Genomic DNA, 22736 nt, shown 5'->3' with positions numbered 1-22736 from the left:
CCAGGAGGCAGCAGTGCGCATCGGCATCCCACGCGAGTCACGACCCGGCGAGACCCTCGTCGCGGCCACGGCGAAGACGGCGGCGCAGCTCGCCGCGCTCGGCTACGACGTGGTGGTGGAGGCCGGCGCGGGTGCGGCGGCCGACCAGCCCGACCGCGCGTTCACCGACGCCGGGGTGCAGGTCGTCACCGCCGACGAGGTGTGGGGCAGCGACGTCGTGGTGAAGGTCAACGCGCCCACCGAGGCCGAGATCGCCTCGCTGCGCAGCGGCGCGACGGTCATCAGCCTGATGGCGCCCGCCCGCAGCCCCGAGCTCGTCGCGCAGCTCGCCGCCGCAGGCGTCACCGGGCTCGCGATGGACGCCGTGCCGCGCATCTCGCGTGCCCAGTCGATGGACGTGCTCTCGTCGATGGCCAACGTCGCGGGCTACCGCGCCGTGATCGAGGCCGCCCACGAGTTCGGCCGGCTCTTCACCGGCCAGGTCACCGCCGCCGGCAAGGTCCCGCCCGCGCGCGTCTTCGTGGTCGGGGCCGGTGTCGCCGGCCTCGCCGCCATCGGTGCCGCCGGCTCGCTGGGCGCGATCGTCCGCGCGTTCGACGTACGCCCCGAGGTGGCCGAGCAGGTCGAGTCGATGGGCGCGCAGTTCGTCACGGTCGACATGGAGCAGGAGGTCTCCTCCGACGGCTACGCCAAGGAGATGACCGCCGAGCAGGAGGCCGCCACCGCCGCGATGTACGACGAGGAGGCGCGCGCCGCCGACATCGTCATCACCACCGCGCTGATCCCGGGCCGCCCCGCGCCGCAGCTGGTGACCGCCGAGACGGTGGCCGCGATGAAGCCGGGCTCGGTCGTCGTCGACATGGCCGCGGCCAACGGCGGCAACGTCGCCGCGACGGTCACGGACCAGCGCGTGGTCACCGACAACGGCGTCACCGTCCTCGGCTACACCGACCTCGCCGGACGCCTCGCTGCCCAGACCAGCCAGCTCTACGGCACCAACGTCGTCAACCTCCTCAAGCTGCTCACGCCCGGCAAGGACGGCGTGCTGACCCTCGACACCGACGACGTGATCCAGCGCGGCATCGCGGTCACGCTCGCCCGGGGGGACAGCGCCGAGGTGATGTGGCCGCCGCCGCCCGTGCAGGTCTCCGCGGCCCCGGCCGCGCCGGTCGCGGCCGGTGGGGTGAGCAGGCTCCCGTCGTGGAGAAGGCTCCGCCGGACCCGCGCCGGAGGCTGTACGCCGCCGGGTTGGCCGCCGTGGTCTTCCTCGCGCTCGCCTCGACCGCGCCGGCGTACTTCCTGCCGAGCCTCACCGTCTTCGTGCTCGCCGTCGTCATCGGCTTCTACGTCATCGGCAACGTCCACCACGCGTTGCACACCCCGCTCATGAGCGTCACCAACGCCATCAGCGGGATCATCGTGGTCGGCGCGATCCTGCAGGCACCGATCGAGAACCCCGCGGTCCAGGTGATCGCCGGGGTGGCCATCCTGCTCGCCAGCATCAACGTCTTCGGTGGCTTCACGGTCACCCGGCGGATGCTCAACATGTTCCAGAAGGGCTGAGCCGGTGGTGCAGTTCGTCCAGGGCGCCTACATCCTCGCGGCGCTCCTCTTCATCCTCGCGCTCGCCGGGCTGAGCAAGCACGAGACGGCCCGTCGCGGCAACCAGCTCGGCATGGCCGGCATGGCCCTCGCCGTCGTCTCCACCCTGCTGCTGGTGCTCGACCAGGTCTCCGACTTCGGCAGCACCGCCGGCTGGGTCGGCGTCGGGATCATCCTCGTCGCGGGCACGGTCGGTGCGGTCATCGGCGTCCGGCTGGCGCGCGGCGTCGAGATGACGGGCATGCCCGAGCTCATCGCGATGATGCACAGCTTCGTCGGCCTCGCCGCGGTGCTGGTCGGCTACAACACCTGGATCGAGGTGGCCGACTACGGCGGCCACGCCGACGCCGTGCACAACGGCGAGGTCTTCATCGGCGTCTTCATCGGCGCGGTGACCTTCACCGGCTCGATCGTGGCCAACCTCAAGCTCAGCGCGAAGATGAAGTCCGCGCCGGTCACGCTGCCGGGCCGGCACCTGCTCAACCTCGCGATCCTGGTGGCGTCCGCCTTGCTGATGGTGTGGTTCATGAACGCCGACGGCTGGATCGGCGCGGCCCCGCTGGCCCTCATGACCGTGCTCGCGCTGGTGCTCGGCTTCCACCTCGTCGCGGCCATCGGCGGCGGAGACATGCCCGTCGTGGTGTCGATGCTCAACAGCTACTCCGGCTGGGCCGCGGCCGCCGCCGGCTTCATGCTCGGCAACGACCTGCTGATCATCACCGGCGCGCTCGTCGGATCGTCCGGTGCGATCCTCAGCTACATCATGTGCAGGGCGATGAACCGCTCGTTCGTCAGCGTCATCGCGGGCGGCTTCGGCTCCGACGGCGGTCCCGCCGAGGACCGCGACTACGGCGAGCACCGCGAGATCCAGGCCGGCGACGTCGCCGCCCTCCTCGCCGACGCCTCGTCGGTGGTGATCACGCCGGGCTACGGGATGGCGGTCGCCCAGGCGCAGTACCCCGTCGCCGAGCTGACCCGGAGGCTGCGCGACAAGGGCGTCGACGTCCGGTTCGGCATCCACCCCGTGGCGGGTCGCCTGCCCGGCCACATGAACGTCCTCCTCGCCGAGGCCAAGGTCCCCTACGACATCGTGCTCGAGATGGACGAGATCAACGACGACCTCGCCGACACCGACGTCGTGCTCGTGATCGGTGCCAACGACACCGTCAACCCGGCCGCCCTCGAGGAGCCCGGCTCGCCCATCGCCGGCATGCCGGTGCTCGAGGTGTGGAAGGCCCGCGACGTGATCGTCTTCAAGCGCTCGATGGCCACGGGCTACGCCGGCGTGCAGAACCCGCTGTTCTTCAAGGAGAACTCGCAGATGCTCTTCGGCGACGCCAAGGACAAGGTCAACGAGATCGTCGCCGCCCTCTCCTGAGGGCGGGCGGGTGACGCCTCAGCCGAGGTGGACGCCGGCGAACATGCCGATCAGGTAGGTCACGCCCATCGCGAGCAGGCCGCCACCCACGTTGCGCGCGACCGCGGGCAGGCGCGGGCTGTAGCCCAGCCTGGCGCTGACCGCACCGGCGCCGGCGAGCGCCAGCGCGACCACGACGACGGTGGTCACCACGCGGGCGGCGTCGGGCACGAACGCCACGACCAGCAGCGGCAGCAGGGCGCCGAGCGTGAAGGCGACCATCGAGGCGAGCGCCGCGTGCCACGGGTTCGTGAGGGAGTCGGGGTCGATGCCGAACTCGATGTCGGCGTGCGCCTCGAGCGCGTCGTGGGCGGTGAGCTCCTCGGCGACCTTCTCCGCGGTCTCGGGCGTGAGGCCCTTCTCGCGGTACATCCGGGCGAGCTCCTCCTGCTCGGTCTGCGGCATCTGCTCGAGCTCCCTGCGCTCCATCGCGAGGATCGAGCGCTCGGAGTCGCGCTGCGTGCTGACCGAGACGTACTCCCCGGCGCCCATGCTCAGCGCACCCGCGGTCAGTGCGGCAATGCCCGCGATGAGGATCGTCCCGCTGTCGTCGGTGGCGCCCGCGACGCCCATCACGACCCCGGCCGTCGACACGATGCCGTCGTTGGCGCCGAGCACCCCGGCCCGCAGCCAGTTCAGCCGGCCGCTCACGTCGTCGTCGACGGCATCGTGCCAGTGCTGCGGCTCCTCGTCGGTCCCGATCTCAAGGCTCACGCCCTCGATCCAACTCCGGCCGGGCGCGCCTCGCAACGTAGGTCAGCCTCCGCTCACCGGGCGCGTCGTCCCCGTCCGGCACGCCGACCGGGCACGTCGTCCCCGTCCGGCACGTCGACCGGGCACTTCATCGCGCTACACGGGGAGGGAGTGCCCGGTCGGCGCTCAGGACGGGGAGGGAGTGCCCGCTCGGCGGAGGGGGTACGTCGCGACGACCTCGTGGCGGGGCCGGCGGCGCGGGCCCTCACCGAGGTGGGAGGCGACCAGGGCGACCTCGTCGACGACCCAGGCCGGGCCGTCGTACGCGTCGAGCAGGCGCACCCACGACGTGACGTTGTCCGGTCGGGCGAGCCGCCCGAGCGTGAGGTGGGGTCGGAACCGCTGGCCGTCGACGCGCGCCCCGGCGGCCGACATCGCCTGCCGGCACGCGGTCGACAGCGCGTCCAGGGCCGCGTCCGACTCCTCAGACGTGTCGAGCCCGGCGACGAGCACCCGGGCCCGGTCGGGGTCCGGGAAGGCCCCGCCGCCGGCGACCCGCAACCCGAAGGGCGTACGACGACCCGCGACCGCGGTGAGCCGGTCGTCGAGGTCGTCGAGGCTGCGGTCGGCGACGTCCTCGGCGAAGGCGAGCGTGACGTGCCACTGGCGGGGGTCCGACCACCGGAAGCTGGCCGCCTCCCGGCGGAAGGACAGGAACTCCTCGAGGTGCTCGACCACCTCCGGCGGCGGGACCACCGCGACGAACATGCGCACCATGCCTAGAGCCCCAGGTCGCGCCCGATCAGCATCTTCATGATCTCGTTGGACCCGGCCCAGATCTTCGTGACGCGGGCGTCGCGCCAGGCGCGGGCGACGCGGTACTCGTTCATGAAGCCGTAGCCGCCGTGGACCTGCACGCAGTGGTCGAGGACGTCGTTCTGGACCTGCGAGGTCCACCACTTCGCCTTGGCGGCGTCGACCGGTGTCAGCTCCTTCTTCGTGTGGGCCAGCACGCACTGGTCGACGAAGGCCTCGGTGACGTCGATGCGGGTGACGAGGTCGGCCAGCAGGAACTGGGTGTTCTGGAAGGAGCCGATGGGCTGCCCGAACGCCTGGCGGTCCTTGGCGTACTGCACGGTCTCGAGCAGGATCTGCTTGGCGTGGGCCAGGTTGGTGATGGCCGAGCCGAGGCGCTCCTGCGGCAGGAACTGCATCATCGAGATGAAGCCGGTGTCGAGCGGACCGACGAGGTCGTCGTTGCTGACGCGGACGTTCTCGAAGGCGAGCTCGGCCGTGTCGGACTCGTCCTGGCCGACCTTGTCGAGCACGCGGCCGACGCTGAAGCCGTCGAGCGTGGTGTCGACGGCGAAGAGCGAGATGCCCTTGGCCTTCTTCTCCGGGCTGGTGCGCGCTGCGACGAGCACGAGGTCGGCGGAGCCGCCGTTGGTGATGAAGGTCTTGGAGCCGTTGATGATCCAGTCGTCGCCGTCGCGCACGGCGGTCGTCCTGAGGTTGGCCAGGTCGGAGCCGCCGCCGGGCTCGGTCATGCCGATGGCGGTGACCAGCTCGCCCGTCGCGGCCTGCGGCAGCCAGCGCGCCTTCTGCTCGTCGTCGGTGAGGTGCACGAGGTAGGGCACCGTGATGTCGGCGTGGATGCCGACGCAGCTCGGCAGGGTCATGTTGACCTTCGCGAGCTCCTCGGTGAGCACCGCGTTGAACCGGTAGTCGCCGGCCTCGGAGCCGCCGAACTCCTCCGGGATCTCCAGGCCGAGGAAGCCCTGCCTACCCGCGGCGAGCCAGAACTCACGGTCGAGCCCGTGGTGCTCGGCGTACGTCTCGAGGTGCGGCACCACCTCGCGGTCCAGGAACTGCTTCACCGAGGAGCGGAACGCCTCGTGGTCCTCGTCGTAGATCTCACGCTTCATGGCCCGGATGTTACTAGCCAGTCACCTCTTCGGGTCATTCTCACCGAAGTCACCCACGCGGGTGGGCAGCGCGACGTAACCTCGCAGCGACGGCACGTTTCCGGGGGTGGGATCGCATGGCCGCGAACAGGGGGACGTGGACGCGTCCGAGAGGAGAGGCGTGGGGCAACGATGCCCAACGCGCCGTCCTGCATGCCATCGCGGAGGACGCCGCGCGCCGCTCGGGCTTCAAGGTGGTCGCCATCGAGGCGCTCCGCTCCGACGGCAACCTCGAGTTCGTCGCCATCGCCGGCGACGCCGACGCGCACGACGAGCTGCTGGGGAAGGCCTCCCCGCTCGACCTCGACCGCATCCTCGCCTTCAGCACCGAGATGGAGGGATGGAGGTTCATCCCGGGCGAGGCGATGGACGACGACACCCGCGAGTGGCTCGCCGGCTACGGCCACATCCCCGACCTGCCGCCCTCCGACCTCCCCGACGCCTGGACCGGCGAGGACCGGCTCGTGCAGCTGCTCACCAACGAGGACGGTGAGCTGCGCGGCACGCTCTACCTCGACGAGCCCCTCTCCGGGCGCCGGCCCACGCAGGGCACGATGGCCGCGGTCAACAGCGAGATCGCCGTGCTGTGCGAGGCCGTGGTGAGCATCGTCGAGCGCGAGCTCTACGGCGAGCAGGTGCGGATGGTGTCGCAGGCGCGCGCCGCACGGCAGAGCGTCGCGCCGGGGCTGGAGATCGGCGAGTTCCTCGGGGAGCTGTCGCGAGCGATGGTCTCGTCGATGCAGGTCGACACCGTCGACGTGCTGCTGTCGGGGGCGCCGGCTCCCGCGCTCGAGCCCTACAAGGTCTTCTTCGAGGAGCACATGCGGCGGGTCTGGCTCCGCCGCGGGCACCTGGTGGTCGAGCCCACCGAGACCTGGGGGGTGACCGAGCGGTCGGTCGCCACGCCCGAGGTGCTCGCCGAGGCGATGGCGCACCGAGGGGTCGGGTCGTGGCTCCTGGTGCCGATCGGCATGGGCGAGGAGTACCTCGGCTCCATGGGCCTCGGTCGCGCCCCCGACGAACCGCGCTGGATCGACTCCGAGATCAACGCCGCGAAGTCCGTCGCGAGCGACGTGGCGACCGTGGTCCTCGAGGCTCGGCTGATGCAGCGCGAGCGCGAGCTCAACGCCGAGATCCGCGACATCAGCGACTACCGGCGCGACATGGTCCTGACCCTCGCGCACGAGCTGCGCAACCCGGTCAGCGTGCTCTTCTCCCACCTCGAGATGCTCGCGATGGACGTGCCCGAGTCGACCGACGGCCCCATCGGGGAGTCGATGGACGCGATGGACCGCGCCTCCCGCCGGATCGCCAGCATGATCGAGGACCTGATGGCGCTCGCCACCGTGAGCGACACCGACCGGTCGGCCGACATCGCGACGGTCGACCTGTCCGCCCTGGTGCGCGACACGTGCGAGTTCCTCGCGCCGACCGCGACCAGTGGAGGGGTCGCCCTCCGCACGGAGGTCGCCGACGGCCTGGTGGTCGTGGGGGAGCCGGACGGGCTGCAGCGGATGGTCGCCAACCTGGTCTCCAACGCCTGCAAGTACACCCCCGACGGCGGTGAGGTCCGGGTCTGCCTCAAGCCGGCGACACGCGAGTCCGACGGCGCTGCCGGGGTGTGCCTGGTCTGCGCCGACTCGGGCATCGGCATCGCGGAGTCCGCGCTCGAGCACGTCTTCACGCCGTTCTTCCGCGCGCCCGACCCCGAGGCGCGCAAGCGTCCCGGCACCGGCCTCGGACTGGCGATCATGGAGCGCGTCGTGAAGGGCCACGGCGGCACGATCGACGTGGCCTCCGTGCTCGGCGAGGGCACCACCTTCACGGTGTGGCTCCCGGTCGGGTCGCCCGCCGACGTAGCGTGACGGGGTGTCCGTCACCGCGCTCGCCGCCGCCGTCCTGCAGGTCGTGCTGGTCGCCACCGGCACCCCGGTGACGTACGACGACCGCGCGCCGGCCGCCCAGCCGAGCGTCGACGGCACGCAGCCGCAGGCGGCGACCGGCTGGGGCAGCGTCGCACCGCGCTGGCTCGGCACGAGGCTCCTGCCCGACGATCCCGCCACCGGCAACGGCGAGGTCCGCCCGACCCCGTCGGTGATGCGCCACCGCCGGTGGACCCTGCCCGACGACGTGCGGATGCTGCCCGGCACGGGCTTCGCGAGCAGGGTCGTCTCGCCGGCCCCGCGCCGGGTGATCGCCCGCTCGACGTGGCAGGAGGGCTGCCCGGTCGCAGCGAGCGACCTGGCCTGGGTGCGGGTCGTGTTCTGGGGCTTCGACGCCCAGCGCCACACCGGCGAGCTGCTCGTGAACAGTGCCGTGGCCGACGACCTCGTCCAGGTCTTCCGCACGCTCTACCGGGTGCGCTTCCCGCAGGAGCGCCTCGCGATCGCCCGGACCTACGACCCCGACGCGCCCTCGACCGGCGACGGCAACGAGACGAGCGCCTTCGTGTGCCGCCCGTCGACGGGGGCGACGTACTTCTCCCAGCACGCCTACGGCCTCGCGATCGACATCGACTCGTTCCAGAACCCCTACCAGAAGGGCGACGTGGTGCTGCCCGAGCTGGCGTCGTCGTACCTCCGCCGGGACCGGGTGCGGGCCGGGATGATCACCCCGGACGGTCCGGTGGTGCGCGCCTTCGCCCGCATCGGGTGGGAGTGGGGCGGGTCCTGGCGCTCATCCAAGGACTACATGCACTTCAGCCAGAACGGCCTGTAGCGGCGTCGGCACGGCCGACCAGTGGTTGGAATCGAGGGCAAAATCCTCCCGGCCACGCTCGGCCTGGCCGTACGATCCCCCGTGGGGATCGGCATGGGAGACGGCCCCCGGTGGATCTGGTGGGCGGGGACAGGATGCGGGACTCGAGCTGGGGCGGTGCGCGGGCGCGTGCGCTGCTGCACGAGATCACCGCGGACGCCGCCGCCCGGGCGGGCTTCAAGGTCGGCGCGCTCGAGGTCGTGCGGCCGCAGGGCCTGCTCGAGTTCGTGGCCATCACGGGTGAGCCCGAGGGATCCGCCCAGCTGCTCGGGACCGGCTCCCGCGTCGAGGACATGATCGCCGCGATCGACGACGGCGTGACCCACGGGGAGTGGACCTTCGTCGCCGAGGACGCCTACTCGCCCGGGGTCGAGGAGGCGCTGCGCGACGCCTCGTGGGTGCCCGACATCCCGCGCACCGACGACGACGGCGACTGGCACCCGCTCGACATGCTCGTCGCCGAGGTGCGCGACGAGGGCGGCGCGCTGCGGGCCCTGCTCTACCTCGACGAGCCCTTCGGCCTCCGCCGCCTGTCGCGCACGCGCTTCGAGGCGCTGACCGACACCCTGTCGCTGACCCTCGGCACGATCCTCGCGGTGATCGAGCGCGAGGAGTTCGCCCACCTCGCGCGCAGCATCCGCGCGGCACGGGTGATGGTGCAGTCCAGCCCGGCGCGCCACGACGTCGGCCACCTGCTCCGCGAGGCGCGCAAGGCCCTCGTCGAGGCGCTCTCGGTCGACGAGCTCGAGATCGACGTGTTCATCGCCGGGGAGATCGAGACGACCGACGGGCTGAGCCTGGAGCTCGACCTCGACGTACGCCGGGCGCTGCAGGCCGCGGCGATCCGGGCGTGGACCCAGCCGAACCGCGTGGTCATCATCGAGCCGGGCCTGGTCTGGGGCGACGGCGAGGTCGAGGCGGCGTACGCCGACTGGTTCACCACGGCGCTCGCGACGGCCGGGTTCGAGACGCTGGTCGTCGCGCCCGTCGGGGTCGACGACCAGGTGCTCGGGATGATCGTGTGCGCCCGGCGCACCGGGTCGCGGCGCTGGACCGACGGTGAGTCGCTCGCCGCCCTGGAGCTCGGGCACGACCTCGGTCGCGCGCTCGCCAACGCCCACGCCACCCAGCGCGAGCGACGGCTGCTGGGCGAGCTGCGCGAGCTCGAGGAGTCGCGCTACCGGTTCCTGCGGGAGCTGACCCACGAGATCAACAACCCGATGACGGTGATCGCCGCCAACGCCGAGTTCCTCGCCACCAACGACCTCGCCGATGAGCGGGACGTCAAGCGCGCGCAGGCCATCCTGCGCGGGACCGAGCGCCTCGGTGACCTGCTCGACGGGCTCGCGATGCTCTCCCGGGTGAGCGACCCGCAGAACGCGCCGGCGCTCGAGGAGGTCGACCTGCTCGGTGTCGTCGAGGACACCATCTCCTCGATGGCCGCCGTCGCCGAGCGGGCCGGCATCACCCTCCACCTCGTCGGCGAGACCGGCTCGACGATCGTGCTGGCCGACTCGCGCGAGATCTCCAGCGCCGTGGCCAACCTCGTCGACAACGCGGTGAAGTACTCCGACTCCGGCGACGAGATCTGGCTCGGGGTCGAGCGGCGCGACGACGGCGGCGTCACCTTCACCTGCCGCGACGAGGGCATCGGGATCTCCGACGCCGACCAGGTCGACCTGTTCGACCCGCTCTTCCGCTCCACCAACGAGGAGGCGCTGATGCGCCCGGGCACCGGCCTCGGGCTCGGCATCGTGCGCCAGATCATGCAGCGCATCGGCGGCGACGTCGAGGTCGAGTCGGTCCTCGGTCGCGGGACCACCGTGAGGCTGCGCTTCAGGGCGTGAAGACGTCCTGGGCCCTCGGCGCCTCGACGACGACGTCGCGGTTGAACTCCGAGAAGTTGACCGAGCCACCGGTGCGCGGAGTGGCGTCCTCGACCCGGATCACGTAGTGGGGCGCCTTGCTGAGCACCCAGACGGTCTCGGTCGGTGTGGTCAGGATCGGCACGACGCGGTCGCCGTCCTGGCTCGTCTCCTCGCCGACGGAGACGTTGTCGAGCGAGACCCCGGACGCCGGCGTCGCGTCCTCGCCCCCCTTCGTCCCCTTCCTCCCCTTCGTGCCCTTCGCCGTCGAGGGCTCGACGAGGGTGAAGGAGTCGAGGAACGAGTCGAGGTCGCACAGCCGGAGGACCGACCTGTCGTCGACCGCGATCCACGTGGTGCTGAGCCGGCCGAGGGCGGCGCTCGACAGGGGGGTGGCGGCGATCCGGCTGTAGGCGGTCGCGTCGCCCTTGACCCAGGCCTCCTTGCCCACGCGTCGGACGGCGAAGTGGCCCTTGTCGAAGCGCATGGAGCCGGTGCACGACTGCTCGTCCATGCTGAGGTCGAGCAGGATCGGGTTGCCGCCGACGCGGACCTGGCCGGTCAGGCGCATGCTCGTCACGTCGGCCATCGCCCGGCTCGCCTCGGTGGCGATCTCGGCGCCGTCCTGCTTGGCGAAGCCGGTGGTCCTGAGGTCGTCGACGACCCCGCAGCCGGTCACCGCAGTGGTGAGCGCGACGGCGGCAGCGACGTGCCAGGTCCTGCGCATGTTCCTCCCTCGACCTCCGGCCAGTGATCCCACCACGGGACGACCCGGTCGGTCGGGGGTTTGGGGCAACTCCCTACCGAAGTAGGCCCACGACCTGGTCGACCCAGGCCGGCACGAGCTCGCTCGCCGGTCCCTGGCGCGACTCGGCGAAGTCGGTGGCCCCGGCGCTCGGCTCGAGGTTGAGCTCGAGGGTCGCCCCGCGAGCCCAGTGGACGAAGGCGGCGGCCGGGTAGACCAGGCCGGACGTCCCGATCGAGACGAACAGGTCGCACTCCCACAGCGCCTGCTCGACCAGGTCCATGCCGTAGGGGATCTCGCCGAACCACACGATGTCGGGCCGCAGCGCGCGTGCCCCGCAGGCCGGGCACGGCGGGGTGTCGGCCAGCGGCCCGTCCCACTCGTGGCGTACGCCGCAGGCGCGGCACCACGCCGACCGGAGCCGGCCGTGGATGTGGTGCACCCGGCGCGAACCGGCCCGCTCGTGGAGGTCGTCGACGTTCTGCGTGACGACCAGCAGGTCGTCGCCCAGCGCCTCCTCCAACCGGGCCAGGGCGTGGTGCGCCGCGTTCGGCTCGACCGTGTCGAGCGCCGCCCGCCTCGCGTCGTAGAACCTCTGCACCAGCCCCGGGTCGTCGGCGTACGCCTCCGGGGTCGCGACCTGCATCGGGTCGTGCCCCTCCCACAACCCGCCCGAGTCGCGGAACGTCGACAGCCCGCTCTCCGCCGAGATCCCGGCTCCGGTGAGGACGACGACCTTCATGGGTGCACCCTGTCATCCAACAGGCCGCGCGTGAGCGCGTCCACGACCTGGCGCCGCCGACCGGCCGGTCCGGGCCACCCGGTGCCGGCGCCCGGCGCGAAGTTGGTGATCAGCTGGTCGACGTCCCCCGGCCAGCGCGAGAGCACTTCGTCCCGACGGGCGGGTCCGATCAGGTCGACGATCTCGCGGCCAAGGAGCCTGGTCGCACTTCGAGCGACGTCGAACTCCTCGGCCTCGAGCAGATCCGAGTGTGTGTCGTAGAGAAGGTCCTCTACCTGAGTCGACTGCGCGTACCAGTACGCCGCAAGCGCCAAGTCCATGGCGTCCTTCGGCTCCAGCCACTCGGAGCGGTCCAGCCAGGCGGCGAGCTTGACGGCGGCGTAGCCGGGCACCGTCGGCATCCGGACGACGACCCCCTCGCCGAGCCGGAGCGGGACGGAGTGCTGGTGGATCTCCTCGAAGGCCCAGACGCTCAGTCGCTCCTCGCGGGTGGGCGGCACTACCTCGCCCTTGGGCGACTCGACAGAGCCGAAGGGCAGTAGATCGACCTTCGCCCCGCCGATCCGGAAGCAAACTCCCGACGAACCCGCGGGGTCGAACGCCGCGGCGAGCGTGTCGAAGGTCGCCCACTCACGCAGGCCCAGCGCGAGGTCGACGTCGTGGGTGATACGCGTGTCGATCGTGTGGCCGAGGGCGACGTGCATCGTGTCCCGGCACCATGCTCCGACGAGCATTATGTCGTCGGTCGCGAGGTCGGGAGCGTGCTTGAGCACCTCCTCCACCACGACGCGCACCAAGTCCAGATGCCCCTCAGGAATGGCGGTCAGGTCCAGCAATGCGCTGCCTCCACTCCTCCGCCGACGCCCGCACGCGCGGGTCGTCATGGGTGACAAGGTCGGCGAAGACGAGCACCGCGGGCGCGCTGCGGAATCCGGGGCCCACGTGATGTCCAGCGTTCTCGTAGGGCGGAGTCGACCAGAACGCCCGGCGCAGGACGATGTTGGGATCCCCGTCGGAGCGCCACCTGTTCTTGATCACCATCCTCGACTCGAGCTCCTCGACGTAGAGCACGGCTGACAGGGGTCGGACGAGCTCACTCGCGGCAACCTCGCCGGACATGTAGACAGGGCCTCCCGCACCGTCAGTTCGGAGGTCCGCGATTTCACCGCGGAACCGGGCGAGCACGATCTTCTCGCCGAGACCCGTGGGAAACGCGGTCACCCACTGGTCGAGTAGGTCGGTCGTACGACGGTGACCGCCCGGCCCGAAGCCGACCTCGCGGAGCAGCGTCAGCGCGCTGTGAGCCTGCCCGACGGACACGCCCGCAGTGTCTGCCACAGCGCGCTGGGACTCGCGCCACAGGTCGGGCCACTCCAGGAGCGCAAAGATCACCTGCGCGCGCGCTGCGCTGAAGAGGTTGCCGGTGCTGGGTGCGAGCCGCTGCTTGGGCGCCTTCGCCGGGCGGCGTCCCTGGACGTCGATGCGCACGTCACCGAACCTGATCCGGGCGTTGCCCGCCACGTCGACGTACTGCAGTCCGGCCTCGCCCAGCATGGAGGCCACTGGGGGCGTCACAACCGAGCCTATGCCGAGGAGCGTGGCCTCGGAGTGGGCCGTAAAGCGCGCCAGCCGGGGGACGGCGGACGGCTTCACTGCCGGGGTGATCTCGAGGTGGTAGAGCTCGCTCGAACGCCCGTGCGTGAGCGTGATGACGTGATCGGGGTACCGGTCGTCGCGGGCCTGGAACTCGGCACGAAGCTCGAGGTCGTCGAGCTGCGTTAGGAGCCTCTCGAGGACCTCTTGCTCAGTGTTCAGCATTTCCATACGTTCACTTTAAATGAACGCTCGGGAAAACTGAACGGATTAGTAATACCAAGGGTACGGCGACCAGTCGGGCTCGCGCTTCTCGAGGAACTGGTCGCGGCCCTCCTGCGCCTCGTCGGTCATGTAGGCCAGGCGGGTGGTCTCGCCGGCGAAGAGCTGCTGGCCGACGAGGCCGTCGTCGAGGAGGTTGAAGGAGTACTTGAGCATCCGCTGGGCGGTGGGGGACTTGCCGTTGATCCTGCGGCCCCAGTCGAGGGCGACCTTCTCGAGGTCGGCGTGGTCGACGACGCGGTTGACCGCGCCCATCCGGTGCATCTCCTCGGCGTCGTACTCGTCGGCGAGGAAGAAGATCTCGCGGGCGAACTTCTGCCCGACCTGGCGGGCGAGGTAGGCCGAGCCGTAGCCGCCGTCGAAGGAGCCGACGTCGGCGTCGGTCTGCTTGAAGCGGGCGTGCTCGCGGCTGGCGAGGGTGAGGTCGGCGACGACGTGGAGGCTGTGGCCGCCGCCGGCCGCCCAGCCGGGGACGACGCAGATGACGACCTTGGGCATGAAGCGGATGACGCGCTGGCACTCGAGGATGTGGAGGCGGGCGAGCCTGGCCTTGTCGATCGGGCTCGGCTCCTCGGCACCGGTGTCGCCGGAGCCGGCGGAGACGTCCTCGTACTGGTAGCCGGCCTTGCCCCGGATCCGCTGGTCGCCGCCGGAGCAGAAGGACCACTTGCCGTTCTTCGGGCTCGGGCCGTTGCCCGTGAGGATCACGCAGCCGACGTCGGCCGACATCCGCGCGTGCTCGAGGGCGCCCAGCAGCTCGTCGACCGTGTGCGGGCGGAAGGCGTTGAGCACGTCGGGGCGGTCGAAGGCGATCCGGACGGTGCCGTGCTCGCGGGCGCGGTGGTAGGTCAGGTCGGTGAGGTCCTCGAAGCCGGGCACCACGTCCCAGGCCTCGGGGTCGAAGATCTCGCTGACGCCCTCGATCGCACTCATGTCGCGAGGTTATCGGGGCCGTCGCTGGAAGATCACCGCCGCCCGTGGTGTTGTGGGGGGCATGGCACTGACAGGTGAGTACGTCCCGAGCAAGTCCGAGTGGGTCCGCAACCAGGTGGCGGAGTACGAGGCCAGCGGCGGCCAGAAGGCCAACACGCTGCCCGGCACGAGCTATCCGATCGTCGTGATCACGTCCGTGGGTGCGAAGTCGGGCAACCTCCGCAAGAACCCCGTGATGAGGGTCGAGCGCGACGGTTCCTACCTCGCCGTCGCCTCCAAGGGCGGCGCGCCCGAGAACCCCGAGTGGTACTACAACTTCGTCGCGCACCCCGAGGTCGAGCTGCAGGACGGCCCGGAGCCCCACACCTACACGGTCCGCCAGCTCAGCGGTGACGAGCGCGCCGACTGGTGGGAGCACGCCGTCGCGACGTGGGGGACCTACGCCGAGTACCAGACGAAGACCGACCGCGAGATCCCGCTCTTCCTGCTGGAGCGCGCTTGACGACCGACCGGTCGCCGATCCGGGTCTACCTGCTCGACGACCACGCCGTCGTGCGTCGGGGACTGCGCGCGGTGCTCGAGCTCGAGGCCGACCTCGAGGTGGTCGGCGAGTCCGGCACGGTGGCCGACGCGGTCCCCGAGATCCTCCGGCTCGCGCCCGACGTGGCGGTGCTCGACGGGCGGCTGCCGGACGGCAACGGCATCGAGGTCTGCCGCCAGGTGCGCTCGGCGAACCCGGGGATCCGCGCGCTCATCCTCACCAGCTACGACGACGACGAGGCGCTGTTCAACGCGATCCTCGCCGGCTCCGGCGGCTACGTCCTCAAGCAGGTGGACGAGAGCGCGCTGGTCAACGGCATCCGGGCCGTCCACCAGGGCCAGTCGCTGATCGACCCGGCCGTCGCGGTGCGGGTGATCGAGCGGATGCGTGCGGAGAGCAAGACCCCGGAGGGCCTGTCGGCGCTCACCGAGGTGGAGTCGCAGATCCTCGACCTGATCACCGACGGGCTCACCAACAAGCAGATCGGTGAGCAGCTCCACCTCGCGGAGAAGACGGTGAAGAACCACGTCACCTCGCTGCTCGCCAAGCTCGGCGTGCAGCGTCGTACGCAGGCCGCGGTGCTGGCCTCCCAGCTGGGACGCAGCCGGAGGGACTGACCTCAGGCCTCGGTCGAGCGGTCCCGGAGCGCGTTCGCGAGCGAGTCGACGGCGTCGTCGGCCGGCGAGGCGGCGTCCTGGTTGGACCGGGCCAGCTGGGCGAGCAGCTCCTCGCGGTGGACCGCGATCGAGCGTGGCGCGTCGATGCCGATCCGGACCACGTCACCACGCACCTCGAGCACCGAGACCGTGATGTCGTCACCGATGACGATGCTCTCCCCTGCACGACGGCTCACGACCAGCATGGGCCAACGCTACCGGAGTCGGGTCCGGCGCGACGCCTCACGCGATCAGGGGCGTGGCGACCGAGAGGGCCGGGTCGTCGAGCACGACCTGCACGGCCCGGCGGGTGCCGATGTCGAGCACGACCGGCGCGACCAGGTTGGCCGTGGTGCTCGCGAGCGACTCGCCCGCCGTGAGGACGCACAGGACGACCAGGTCGTCGGCCGACGTGGAGCCGAGGTCGGCGAGGACGTCCTCCTCCACCTCGGGGGTGTAGTCGGGGAAGAAGGTCGCGGGAGGCACCACGAGGAACCTCAGGCCCGGCTGCTCCAGCGAGGTGAGGCTGCACAGCACGCCCGTCTCGTCCACCTGCACGAGCGCGAAGCGGGCCAGGTCGGGGAAGCCGGGCATCGGCTGCACCATCTCGATCACGGGGATCTCGGGGGTGCCCGTCGAGCTGCCCGTCGGGGTCGTCGTCTCCATCGTCGCGATCATCGCAGAAAGTCCATCAGGCTCGGTTGAAGCACACGGGCGGTCGCGGCCAGGGCGGCCTGGTAGGCCACCTCCTGCATCTGCAGGTCGACCGTCGTCCTCGGGAGGTCCGCGTTCTCGATCTCCGACAACGCGTTGGTGAGCGAGAGCTCGGTGTCGGCCGCGCGGGTGCCCGCCAGCTCGACGCGGTTGGTGCGGGCGCCGACGTCGGCGCGCGCGACCGTGATCCGGTTGCCGTCGACCCCGAGGGCGTCGAGCCCCGTGCGGACGGCGGCGAGGTCGCCGGCGCGCAGCGCGGCCGAGAGTGCGCTGAGGTGGTCGAAGACGTTGTCGCCGTCGGCACCGAATGCCGACGGCCCGGCCACCGACACGTCCACCCGTACGCCGTCCGCGACGGCACGCTCGACCGGGTGGGTGTCGCCCGCGAAGGTCACCGTGCCGCCGCTCTCGGCGAAGGCCGCGGAGCCGGCGGTCGTCCCGCCGAAGACCGGCCGGTCGAGGTAGCGCGCGTTGGCGGTGGTGACGAGGGCGGCCCGCACCTGGTCCAGCTCGGCGGCGAGCGCCTCGCGGGCCTCGGGGCCGGCCGCGCCGCTGATCGCTTGCTGGCCGAGCTCGCGCGCCCGGCGCACCAGGTCGCCGGCGCTGCCGAGCGAGGAGTCGAGGGTGTCGAGCCAGCCGACGCCGTCCTGCGCGTTGCGGACGTACTGCTGCTGGGCGCCGATCGAGGAGCGCAGGCGCATCGCGGACGAGGCGTCGGCCGGGTTGTCCGAGGCACGGTTGAGCACGCGCCCGGTCGACAGCTGCTCCTGGATCTCGCCCAGGCGCGACAGGCTGCCCTGGAGCCGGCTCAGCGAGCGGTCGGTCAGCATCGTCTGCGTGACCCTGCCGATGGCGGTCATCAGCGCACCAGCCCGGTGCGGTTGATGAGCGTGTCGAGCACGGAGTCGAGGGTGGTCATCACCCGCGCGGCCGCCTCGTAGGCGCGCTGGGCCTGCATCATCGTCACGGTCTCCTCGTCGATGTTGACCCCCGACAGCTGGTCGCGCGAGCCGTCGACCTGCTCGGTCAGGTTCTGCTGGGTGGCCGCGAGGCGCCGGATGGACGCGACGTCGGTGCCGAGGGTGGTCACGAGCTGCTGGTAGCCGCGCTCGGGCGCGGCGAGCGCGGCCGCGAGGGCGGTGGCGTTGCTGCCGTCGCGGTTGGCGCCGCCGCCGATGCCGGACGCCGCCACCTCGGCAGGGTCGCGGACCAGCAGGACGAGCGGGCCACCGGGAGCGTTCGGGTCGACGGCGAAGAACGCCTGCCCGGGCGTCCCCGAGGCGTCGTACCCGGCCTGGTGGACGGTGTTGACCGCGTCGGCCAGCTGCTGCGCGACGTCCTGGAAGCCGGCGCGCAGCGCGGGGAGCGTGGTGCTGATCAGCACGGCGCTGCCGCCGATCTCGCCCGCCAGCCCGCTGACCGCGGTCGCGGTCCCGCCCGGGGGCGTGACGGCGAGGGCGAGCGGCAGGCCGTCGGCCGTGCCGTCGGCGTTGATCCCGGCCGCGACCGACAGCGCGCCGGCCGTGCCGCCGGTCACGAGCGCGACGCCGCCCACGGTGACGTCGAGGCCGCCGTGACCGTTCTCCACGGCGGTGCCACCGGTCAGCTCGGCCAGCCGCAGCGCCATCGTGTCGCGCTGGTCCAGCAGGCTCGAGGCGTCGTTGCCGGAGAGCCGGGCCGCGGTGATCGCCTCGTTGGTCGAGGCGAGGTCGGCGGCGAGGGTGTTGGCCTCCTGGACCCCGCTGAGCAGGTGCATCCGCTGGTCGGACTCCTCCGAGTCCACGGTGCGCCGCTGCGCTGCGACGGCGTCGACCAGGCCCTGCGACCTGGTGAGCACCTGCGCGCGCAGCGCGGGGGAGTCGGGGTTGTTCGCGAGGTCGTGCCACGAGGAACGGACGGCGGCGATGGCCTTCGAGATGCCCTCGCCGGCGGGCTCCCCGAGGGACGCCTCGACCCGGGCCAGCGCGGCCGCGCGGGTGTCGAGGGAGGCCTGGGCGCCGTGCTCGCGCCGGGCACGCGAGTCGAGCAGCGGGTCCACGAGCCGGTCGACCGACCCGACGCGCACGCCGTCGCCGTGACCGTCGTACCGGCTCCACATGGCCGGCTGGGCCGGGGCGCCGACCGACACCCCGACGACCCGGCGGCGGGCGTAGCCGTCGGTGGTGACGTTGGCGATGTTGCCGCTCGCGACCTCCATCACCGCCTGGTGGTAGCGCAGGGCGCTGGCCGCGGTGTTGACGGAGCCGAAGGTGCCGGCCACCTCACAGGCTCCTGTCGAGGAGCCCGGCGCGCAGCGGCTCGGCCGTCGCGACGCCGTCGGCGGTGTAGCCGTCCACGGACTCGCCCAGGGCGAGCAGCGTCTCCCGCGCCGAGCGGTAGCCGGCGGAGATGAGGTGGCGGTTGGAGTCGGCGAGGGTGGTGATCTCGCTGGTGAGGGTGACGAAGGCGTCGCGGTGGTCGGTGAGGATCGTCGTCCACGGCTCCCCGCAGGCCTCGGCCAGGGCGGCCAGGCTGGGGTTGGAGCTCATCCCCGCGGCGGCAGCGGCCCCGTCGGCGGCGACCGCACGCAGCACCTCGGTCTCGCGCACGGTGGCGAGGAGGGAGTCGATGTCACGGGTCGCGTGCGCCAGCCACCGGGTGCGCCCGCTGGCCAGGACCAGCTGCTCGACCTCGAGGCGGTAGTGGAGCTCCTCGAGGAGCTCGCGCTCACGCCACAGCACGAGGGAGAGCTTCTCCACGGCTGCGGTGCGGATGTCGTCGGTGACCTGCATGGAGTTCCCATCGACCGCTCCGGCGCCGACCTGAGGGAAAACGGGTGGTCCACGCTCGGCCTCGTCGGGCGGGGCCGGGGCCCATGGCCCGTGCGGGTGGTCGCGGGCATGGTCCCTTCGGGCCATCCGGCCCCGGGACCACGGTCCCCCACCCGTGTTCCGCCCGGATCAGTTCCGTTCATTTGGTAACAAACGGTCCACAAACTCGTTGAGTCTCCTTCATGTGCTCCTCAACACGACCCCCACTTCCCCCGTTTCTGTGGATTTCGCGTCGACGTCCCCCACCGATGTGGACGCCCTCGTCACGGCCCACATCCCCCTCGTCGGCCACCTCGTCCGCGAGGTGCTGGCCCGGGTGCCCGGCCACGTCGACCGCGACGACCTGACCTCCGCGGGCCTCACCGCGCTGGTCCAGGCGGCGCAGGGCTTCGACCCCGAGCGGGGCGTGCCGTTCCCCGGCTACGCCTCGACCCGGATCCGGGGTGCTCTCCTCGACGAGCTGCGCGGCATCGACTGGGCCTCGCGCGCGGTGCGTCGCACGGCCCGCGGGCTCGACGAGACGCGGAGCCGCCTGACGCACAGCCTCGGCCGCACGCCCACCGACGCCGAGCTCGCCTCGGCCCAGGGCATCCCCGTCGAGCAGGTGCTGGCCAACCGTGAGGACCTCGCCCGCGCCCAGGTGATGTCCCTCGAGGCCGACGAGGCACGCGGGTCGTACGCCGCCGCCCTCCCGTCGTCGACGCCCACCCCCGAGCAGTCGGTCGAGCACGCCGAGCTCCTCACCTACCTCTCCGAGGCCGTCGCCGAGCTGCCCGAGCGCCTGCGCCGCGTCGTCGAGGGCTACTTCCTCGCCGAGCAGCCGATGGCCGACCTGGCCGCCGAGATGGGCGTCACCGAGTCGCGCATCTCCCAGCTCCGCGCCGAGGCGATGGTGCTGCTGCGCGACGCCCTCAACTCCCAGCTCGACCCCGAGAAGGTGCAGGTGCACGGCAAGCCGGGCGGCGTCGCCGTCCGCCGCCGCGAGGCCTACTTCGCCGCGGTCGCCGAGCGCCACGCCGCGGCCGCCGCGCGCCCGTACGCCCCCGCCGTCGCGACCAGCGCCTGAGGCGCCCCCACGTCGTCCGAAGAAAAATCCAGCAGAAACCTCAGGTGGGCCGCCGGCCCGCCGAACAGGACCTCGACGGAGTCCACGGACGGACTCCAGCAGGCAACCCAAGAAACCACGGAAGGAATCCATCATGGGTCTTCGCATCAACCAGAACATCGACGCCGTCAACAGCTACCGGAACCTCTCGGTCACGCAGGGGCAGATGTCGAAGTCGCTCGAGAAGCTGTCCTCCGGCTTCCGCATCAACCGCGCTGCCGACGACGCGGCCGGCCTCGCCATCTCCGAGGGCCTGCGCCAGCAGGTCGGCGGCCTGAAGGTCGGCGTCCGCAACGCCCAGGACGGCATCTCCGTCGTCCAGACCGCTGAAGGTGCGCTCACCGAGGTCCACTCCATGCTCCAGCGCATGAACGACCTCTCGGTGCAGTACAACAACGGCACGCAGAACACCGACTCGCAGGCGGCCCTCGGGGCCGAGTTCGACCAGCTGCAGGAGGAGATCACCCGCATCACCGACAACGCCAAGTTCAACGGCGTCTCGCTGTTCGGTGGCGCCGACATGACGTTCCAGGTCGGCGGCGACGCCGCCGACAAGATCACCGTCACCGGTGCCGACGCCCTCGCGGCCGTCGACACCTCGGCCGCCGTCATCACCGACAGCGACTCCGTGAAGACCGCCATCACGGCGATCTCGACGCAGCGTGCATCGCTGGGTGCGTTCCAGAACCGCTTCGAGCACACCATCAACAGCGTGAACGTCGCGATCGAGAACCTGTCGGCGTCGGAGTCGCGGATCCGCGACACCGACATGGCGTCCGAGATGATGAGCTTCACCCGCTCGCAGATCCTCTCGCAGGCCGGCACCGCGATGCTCGCGCAGGCCAACCAGGCCTCGCAGGGCGTCCTGTCCCTCCTCCGCTGATCGCGGCTGAGGGAGCGCACACCACACGGGCGCCGGGCGGGTCGCGGTCGCGACCTGCCCGGCACCCGGGCACGACGACCGAGGAGGGACGAGGGCGATGGCAGGATCGGCCAGCATCAGCGGGCTCAGCAGCGGCCTGGACACCGCCTCCATCATCGAGCAGTTCATGCAGCTCGAGGCGGCACCCCAGACGCGCCTGAAGTCGCGCCTGACGTCGGAGAAGTCCGTCCTCACGACCCTCCAGTCGCTGAACACCAAGGTCGCCGCCCTCGCCACGTCGGCCGCCGCCCTCCTCAAGCCCGCCGCCTGGAACGCCGTCACGGCCACCAGCTCCGAGGCGAAGGTCGCGGTCAGCGCGGCGACCACCGCCGGCCCGGGCTCGTTCTCGCTGCGCGTCGACCAGACCGCGCTGAGCCACCGTCTCGAGATGGCCACCGCCGTCGGCGCGAGCACCGCCGGCACGGTCCCCACCACGGTGCGCCTCGACCGGCTCGACGGCACCCCCGCCGTCGACCTGGCCACGGACGGCACCCTCAACGGGCTCGTCAAGGCGATCAACGACCCGGCCAACGCCACCGGCCTGCGGGCCACGGCGGTCAAGGTCGGCACCGACCAGTACCGCCTGGTCGTCGAGGCCGCCACCACCGGCGCCGCCGGTGACTTCACCCTCACCGACGCCGTCGGCTCCACCGACCTGCTCGGCGGGGCGACCGTCCGGAGCGGACGCGACGCCCAGGTCACCGTCGGCGACTCGGTCGTGGCCACGTCGTCGTCCAACACCTTCGCCGACCTCGTGCCCGGGGTGACGGTGACCCTCGCCGACGGCACCGCCGGCGGGACCACCTCCCAGGTCGTCCTGGCGCGCGACCCGGCCGCCACGACCTCGGCGGTGAAGGCCCTCGTCGACGCGGTGAACTCGGCCCTGGCCGACATCGACAGTGCGAGCAGGACGGGGAGCGGGACGCGCGGCCCCCTCGCCGGCGACACCGGCGTGCGCAGCGTGCGGGACCAGCTGCTCAACAGCGTCTTCCCCGGCGACGGCACCACGCTCGCCGACCTCGGCATCCAGACCGACCGCTCCGGACGGCTGGTGCTCGACGAGAAGGCGCTGCGCAAGGCGTACGACACCGACCCGGCCGCGCTGCAGGCCCGGCTGACCACCCCCGGCACCGGCTTCGTGGACCGCGTCCGCGCCGCCGCCGTGACGGCCAGCGACCGGGTCACCGGCACCCTCACCACCGCCATCACCGGCCGCACGGCCACCATCGACCGCCTCGACGACAACGTCGAGGCGTGGGACCTCCGGCTCGAGCTGCGACGGACCGCGCTCACCCGGCAGTTCACGGCCCTCGAGACGGCGCTCAACCAGATGAGCAGCCAGTCCTCGTGGCTCGCGGGCCAACTCTCCTCACTCTCGACGGGAAGCTAAGGACG

At 71.8% G+C, this 22736-nt stretch carries 22 protein-coding genes and 1 pseudogene; 10 read left to right on the top strand and 13 right to left on the bottom strand.

Annotated elements, in window-relative coordinates:
- Positions 1 to 13 precede the first annotated feature (13 nt).
- Together BLV76_RS06435 and pntB are read left to right on the top strand one after the other, a co-directional pair.
- Positions 14 to 1563, top strand: a pseudogene (locus BLV76_RS06435) (Re/Si-specific NAD(P)(+) transhydrogenase subunit alpha).
- Positions 1564 to 1567: 4 nt separating this feature from the next.
- The gene (pntB, locus tag BLV76_RS06430; RefSeq protein ID WP_090968387.1) at positions 1568 to 2980 is read left to right on the top strand and encodes a Re/Si-specific NAD(P)(+) transhydrogenase subunit beta; all 1413 of its coding nucleotides are present in this window, start codon (positions 1568 to 1570) and stop codon (positions 2978 to 2980) included.
- Between the two features lie 18 nt (positions 2981 to 2998).
- Here the strand turns inward: pntB and BLV76_RS06425 are convergent, their stop codons facing one another.
- The 3 genes from BLV76_RS06425 to BLV76_RS06415 all read right to left on the bottom strand — a co-directional run bounded on the left by BLV76_RS06425 (position 2999) and on the right by BLV76_RS06415 (position 5637).
- On the bottom strand, positions 2999 to 3733 hold the full coding sequence (locus tag BLV76_RS06425) for a VIT1/CCC1 transporter family protein (RefSeq protein ID WP_217630280.1): 735 nt from the start codon (positions 3731 to 3733) through the stop codon (positions 2999 to 3001).
- Between the two features lie 165 nt (positions 3734 to 3898).
- Positions 3899 to 4489: an RNA 2',3'-cyclic phosphodiesterase gene (gene thpR, locus BLV76_RS06420; RefSeq protein WP_245734570.1), complete on the bottom strand. Its 591-nt coding sequence runs from the start codon at positions 4487 to 4489 to the stop codon at positions 3899 to 3901.
- 2 nt (positions 4490 to 4491) lie between these two features.
- Positions 4492 to 5637 (bottom strand): acyl-CoA dehydrogenase family protein, encoded by a 1146-nt coding sequence (locus BLV76_RS06415; RefSeq protein ID WP_090968386.1) that lies wholly within the window; start codon positions 5635 to 5637, stop codon positions 4492 to 4494.
- A 116-nt stretch (positions 5638 to 5753) separates the two neighbouring features.
- Between BLV76_RS06415 and BLV76_RS06410 the strand changes: the two genes are divergently transcribed.
- From BLV76_RS06410 to BLV76_RS06400, 3 genes are all read left to right on the top strand, one after another.
- A complete protein-coding gene (locus BLV76_RS06410; protein WP_090968385.1) occupies positions 5754 to 7541 on the top strand; it encodes a sensor histidine kinase in 1788 nt (595 codons plus the stop codon).
- 4 nt (positions 7542 to 7545) lie between these two features.
- The gene (locus BLV76_RS06405) at positions 7546 to 8394 is read left to right on the top strand and encodes a M15 family metallopeptidase (RefSeq protein ID WP_245734569.1); all 849 of its coding nucleotides are present in this window, start codon (positions 7546 to 7548) and stop codon (positions 8392 to 8394) included.
- 134 nt (positions 8395 to 8528) lie between these two features.
- Positions 8529 to 10280 carry a sensor histidine kinase gene (locus tag BLV76_RS06400; protein WP_090968384.1) on the top strand — a complete coding sequence of 584 codons (1752 nt, stop codon included), beginning with the start codon at positions 8529 to 8531 and terminating at the stop codon, positions 10278 to 10280.
- Here BLV76_RS06400 and BLV76_RS06395 read toward each other — a convergent pair.
- The 5 genes from BLV76_RS06395 to BLV76_RS06375 all read right to left on the bottom strand — a co-directional run bounded on the left by BLV76_RS06395 (position 10270) and on the right by BLV76_RS06375 (position 14593).
- Positions 10270 to 11025 carry a hypothetical protein gene (locus tag BLV76_RS06395; RefSeq protein WP_090968383.1) on the bottom strand — a complete coding sequence of 252 codons (756 nt, stop codon included), beginning with the start codon at positions 11023 to 11025 and terminating at the stop codon, positions 10270 to 10272. The genes BLV76_RS06400 and BLV76_RS06395 overlap by 11 nt on opposite strands.
- Before the next feature lie 73 nt (positions 11026 to 11098).
- Complete coding sequence (locus BLV76_RS06390; RefSeq protein ID WP_090968382.1) at positions 11099 to 11785, bottom strand: NAD-dependent deacylase; 687 nt, start codon at positions 11783 to 11785, stop codon at positions 11099 to 11101.
- The gene (locus BLV76_RS06385; RefSeq protein WP_090968381.1) at positions 11782 to 12621 is read right to left on the bottom strand and encodes a hypothetical protein; all 840 of its coding nucleotides are present in this window, start codon (positions 12619 to 12621) and stop codon (positions 11782 to 11784) included. The genes BLV76_RS06390 and BLV76_RS06385 overlap by 4 nt, the downstream gene beginning before the upstream one ends.
- Entirely contained in the window at positions 12596 to 13603 is a 1008-nt protein-coding gene (locus BLV76_RS06380; RefSeq protein ID WP_175539595.1) for a type IV toxin-antitoxin system AbiEi family antitoxin, read from the bottom strand. The genes BLV76_RS06385 and BLV76_RS06380 overlap by 26 nt, the downstream gene beginning before the upstream one ends.
- A gap of 45 nt (positions 13604 to 13648) precedes the next feature.
- On the bottom strand, positions 13649 to 14593 hold the full coding sequence (locus tag BLV76_RS06375) for a 1,4-dihydroxy-2-naphthoyl-CoA synthase (RefSeq protein WP_090968379.1): 945 nt from the start codon (positions 14591 to 14593) through the stop codon (positions 13649 to 13651).
- 61 nt (positions 14594 to 14654) lie between these two features.
- Here BLV76_RS06375 and BLV76_RS06370 point away from each other — a divergent pair, with 61 nt between their 5' ends.
- Positions 14655 to 15095, top strand: a complete 441-nt coding sequence (locus tag BLV76_RS06370; RefSeq protein ID WP_090968378.1) for a nitroreductase family deazaflavin-dependent oxidoreductase — start codon at positions 14655 to 14657, stop codon at positions 15093 to 15095.
- On the top strand, positions 15092 to 15751 hold the full coding sequence (locus tag BLV76_RS06365) for a response regulator (protein ID WP_090968377.1): 660 nt from the start codon (positions 15092 to 15094) through the stop codon (positions 15749 to 15751). Before BLV76_RS06370 ends, BLV76_RS06365 begins: the two co-directional genes overlap by 4 nt.
- 2 nt (positions 15752 to 15753) lie before the next feature.
- Here BLV76_RS06365 and csrA read toward each other — a convergent pair whose 3' ends face one another.
- Genes csrA through flgN form a run of 5 tightly spaced genes read right to left on the bottom strand, consistent with a single transcriptional unit; the run spans position 15754 to position 19275 of the window.
- On the bottom strand, positions 15754 to 15996 hold the full coding sequence (gene csrA, locus BLV76_RS23285) for a carbon storage regulator CsrA (RefSeq protein WP_090968376.1): 243 nt from the start codon (positions 15994 to 15996) through the stop codon (positions 15754 to 15756).
- Between the two features lie 37 nt (positions 15997 to 16033).
- Complete coding sequence (fliW, locus tag BLV76_RS06355; RefSeq protein WP_217630279.1) at positions 16034 to 16456, bottom strand: flagellar assembly protein FliW; 423 nt, start codon at positions 16454 to 16456, stop codon at positions 16034 to 16036.
- Between the two features lie 8 nt (positions 16457 to 16464).
- Entirely contained in the window at positions 16465 to 17364 is a 900-nt protein-coding gene (gene flgL, locus BLV76_RS06350; RefSeq protein ID WP_090968374.1) for a flagellar hook-associated protein FlgL, read from the bottom strand.
- Complete coding sequence (gene flgK / locus BLV76_RS06345) at positions 17364 to 18764, bottom strand: flagellar hook-associated protein FlgK (RefSeq protein ID WP_090968373.1); 1401 nt, start codon at positions 18762 to 18764, stop codon at positions 17364 to 17366. Before flgK ends, flgL begins: the two co-directional genes overlap by 1 nt.
- A 1-nt stretch (position 18765) precedes the next feature.
- A complete protein-coding gene (flgN, locus tag BLV76_RS06340; RefSeq protein ID WP_090968372.1) occupies positions 18766 to 19275 on the bottom strand; it encodes a flagellar export chaperone FlgN in 510 nt (169 codons plus the stop codon).
- Positions 19276 to 19564: 289 nt separating this feature from the next.
- Between flgN and BLV76_RS06335 the strand changes: the two genes are divergently transcribed.
- From BLV76_RS06335 to fliD, 3 genes are all read left to right on the top strand, one after another.
- The gene (locus BLV76_RS06335; RefSeq protein WP_245734568.1) at positions 19565 to 20380 is read left to right on the top strand and encodes a sigma-70 family RNA polymerase sigma factor; all 816 of its coding nucleotides are present in this window, start codon (positions 19565 to 19567) and stop codon (positions 20378 to 20380) included.
- 133 nt (positions 20381 to 20513) lie between these two features.
- Positions 20514 to 21302 carry a flagellin N-terminal helical domain-containing protein gene (locus BLV76_RS06330; RefSeq protein WP_090968370.1) on the top strand — a complete coding sequence of 263 codons (789 nt, stop codon included), beginning with the start codon at positions 20514 to 20516 and terminating at the stop codon, positions 21300 to 21302.
- Positions 21303 to 21399: 97 nt separating this feature from the next.
- Positions 21400 to 22731 carry a flagellar filament capping protein FliD gene (gene fliD, locus BLV76_RS06325; protein WP_090968369.1) on the top strand — a complete coding sequence of 444 codons (1332 nt, stop codon included), beginning with the start codon at positions 21400 to 21402 and terminating at the stop codon, positions 22729 to 22731.
- The last annotated feature ends 5 nt before the right edge of the window (positions 22732 to 22736 follow it).

It is taken from the genome of Nocardioides exalbidus (assembly GCF_900105585.1).
Classification (GTDB): Bacteria; Actinomycetota; Actinomycetes; order Propionibacteriales; family Nocardioidaceae; genus Nocardioides; species Nocardioides exalbidus.
Note: the sequence above shows the minus strand (reverse complement) of the source record. Positions and strands in the feature narration are given on the sequence as shown.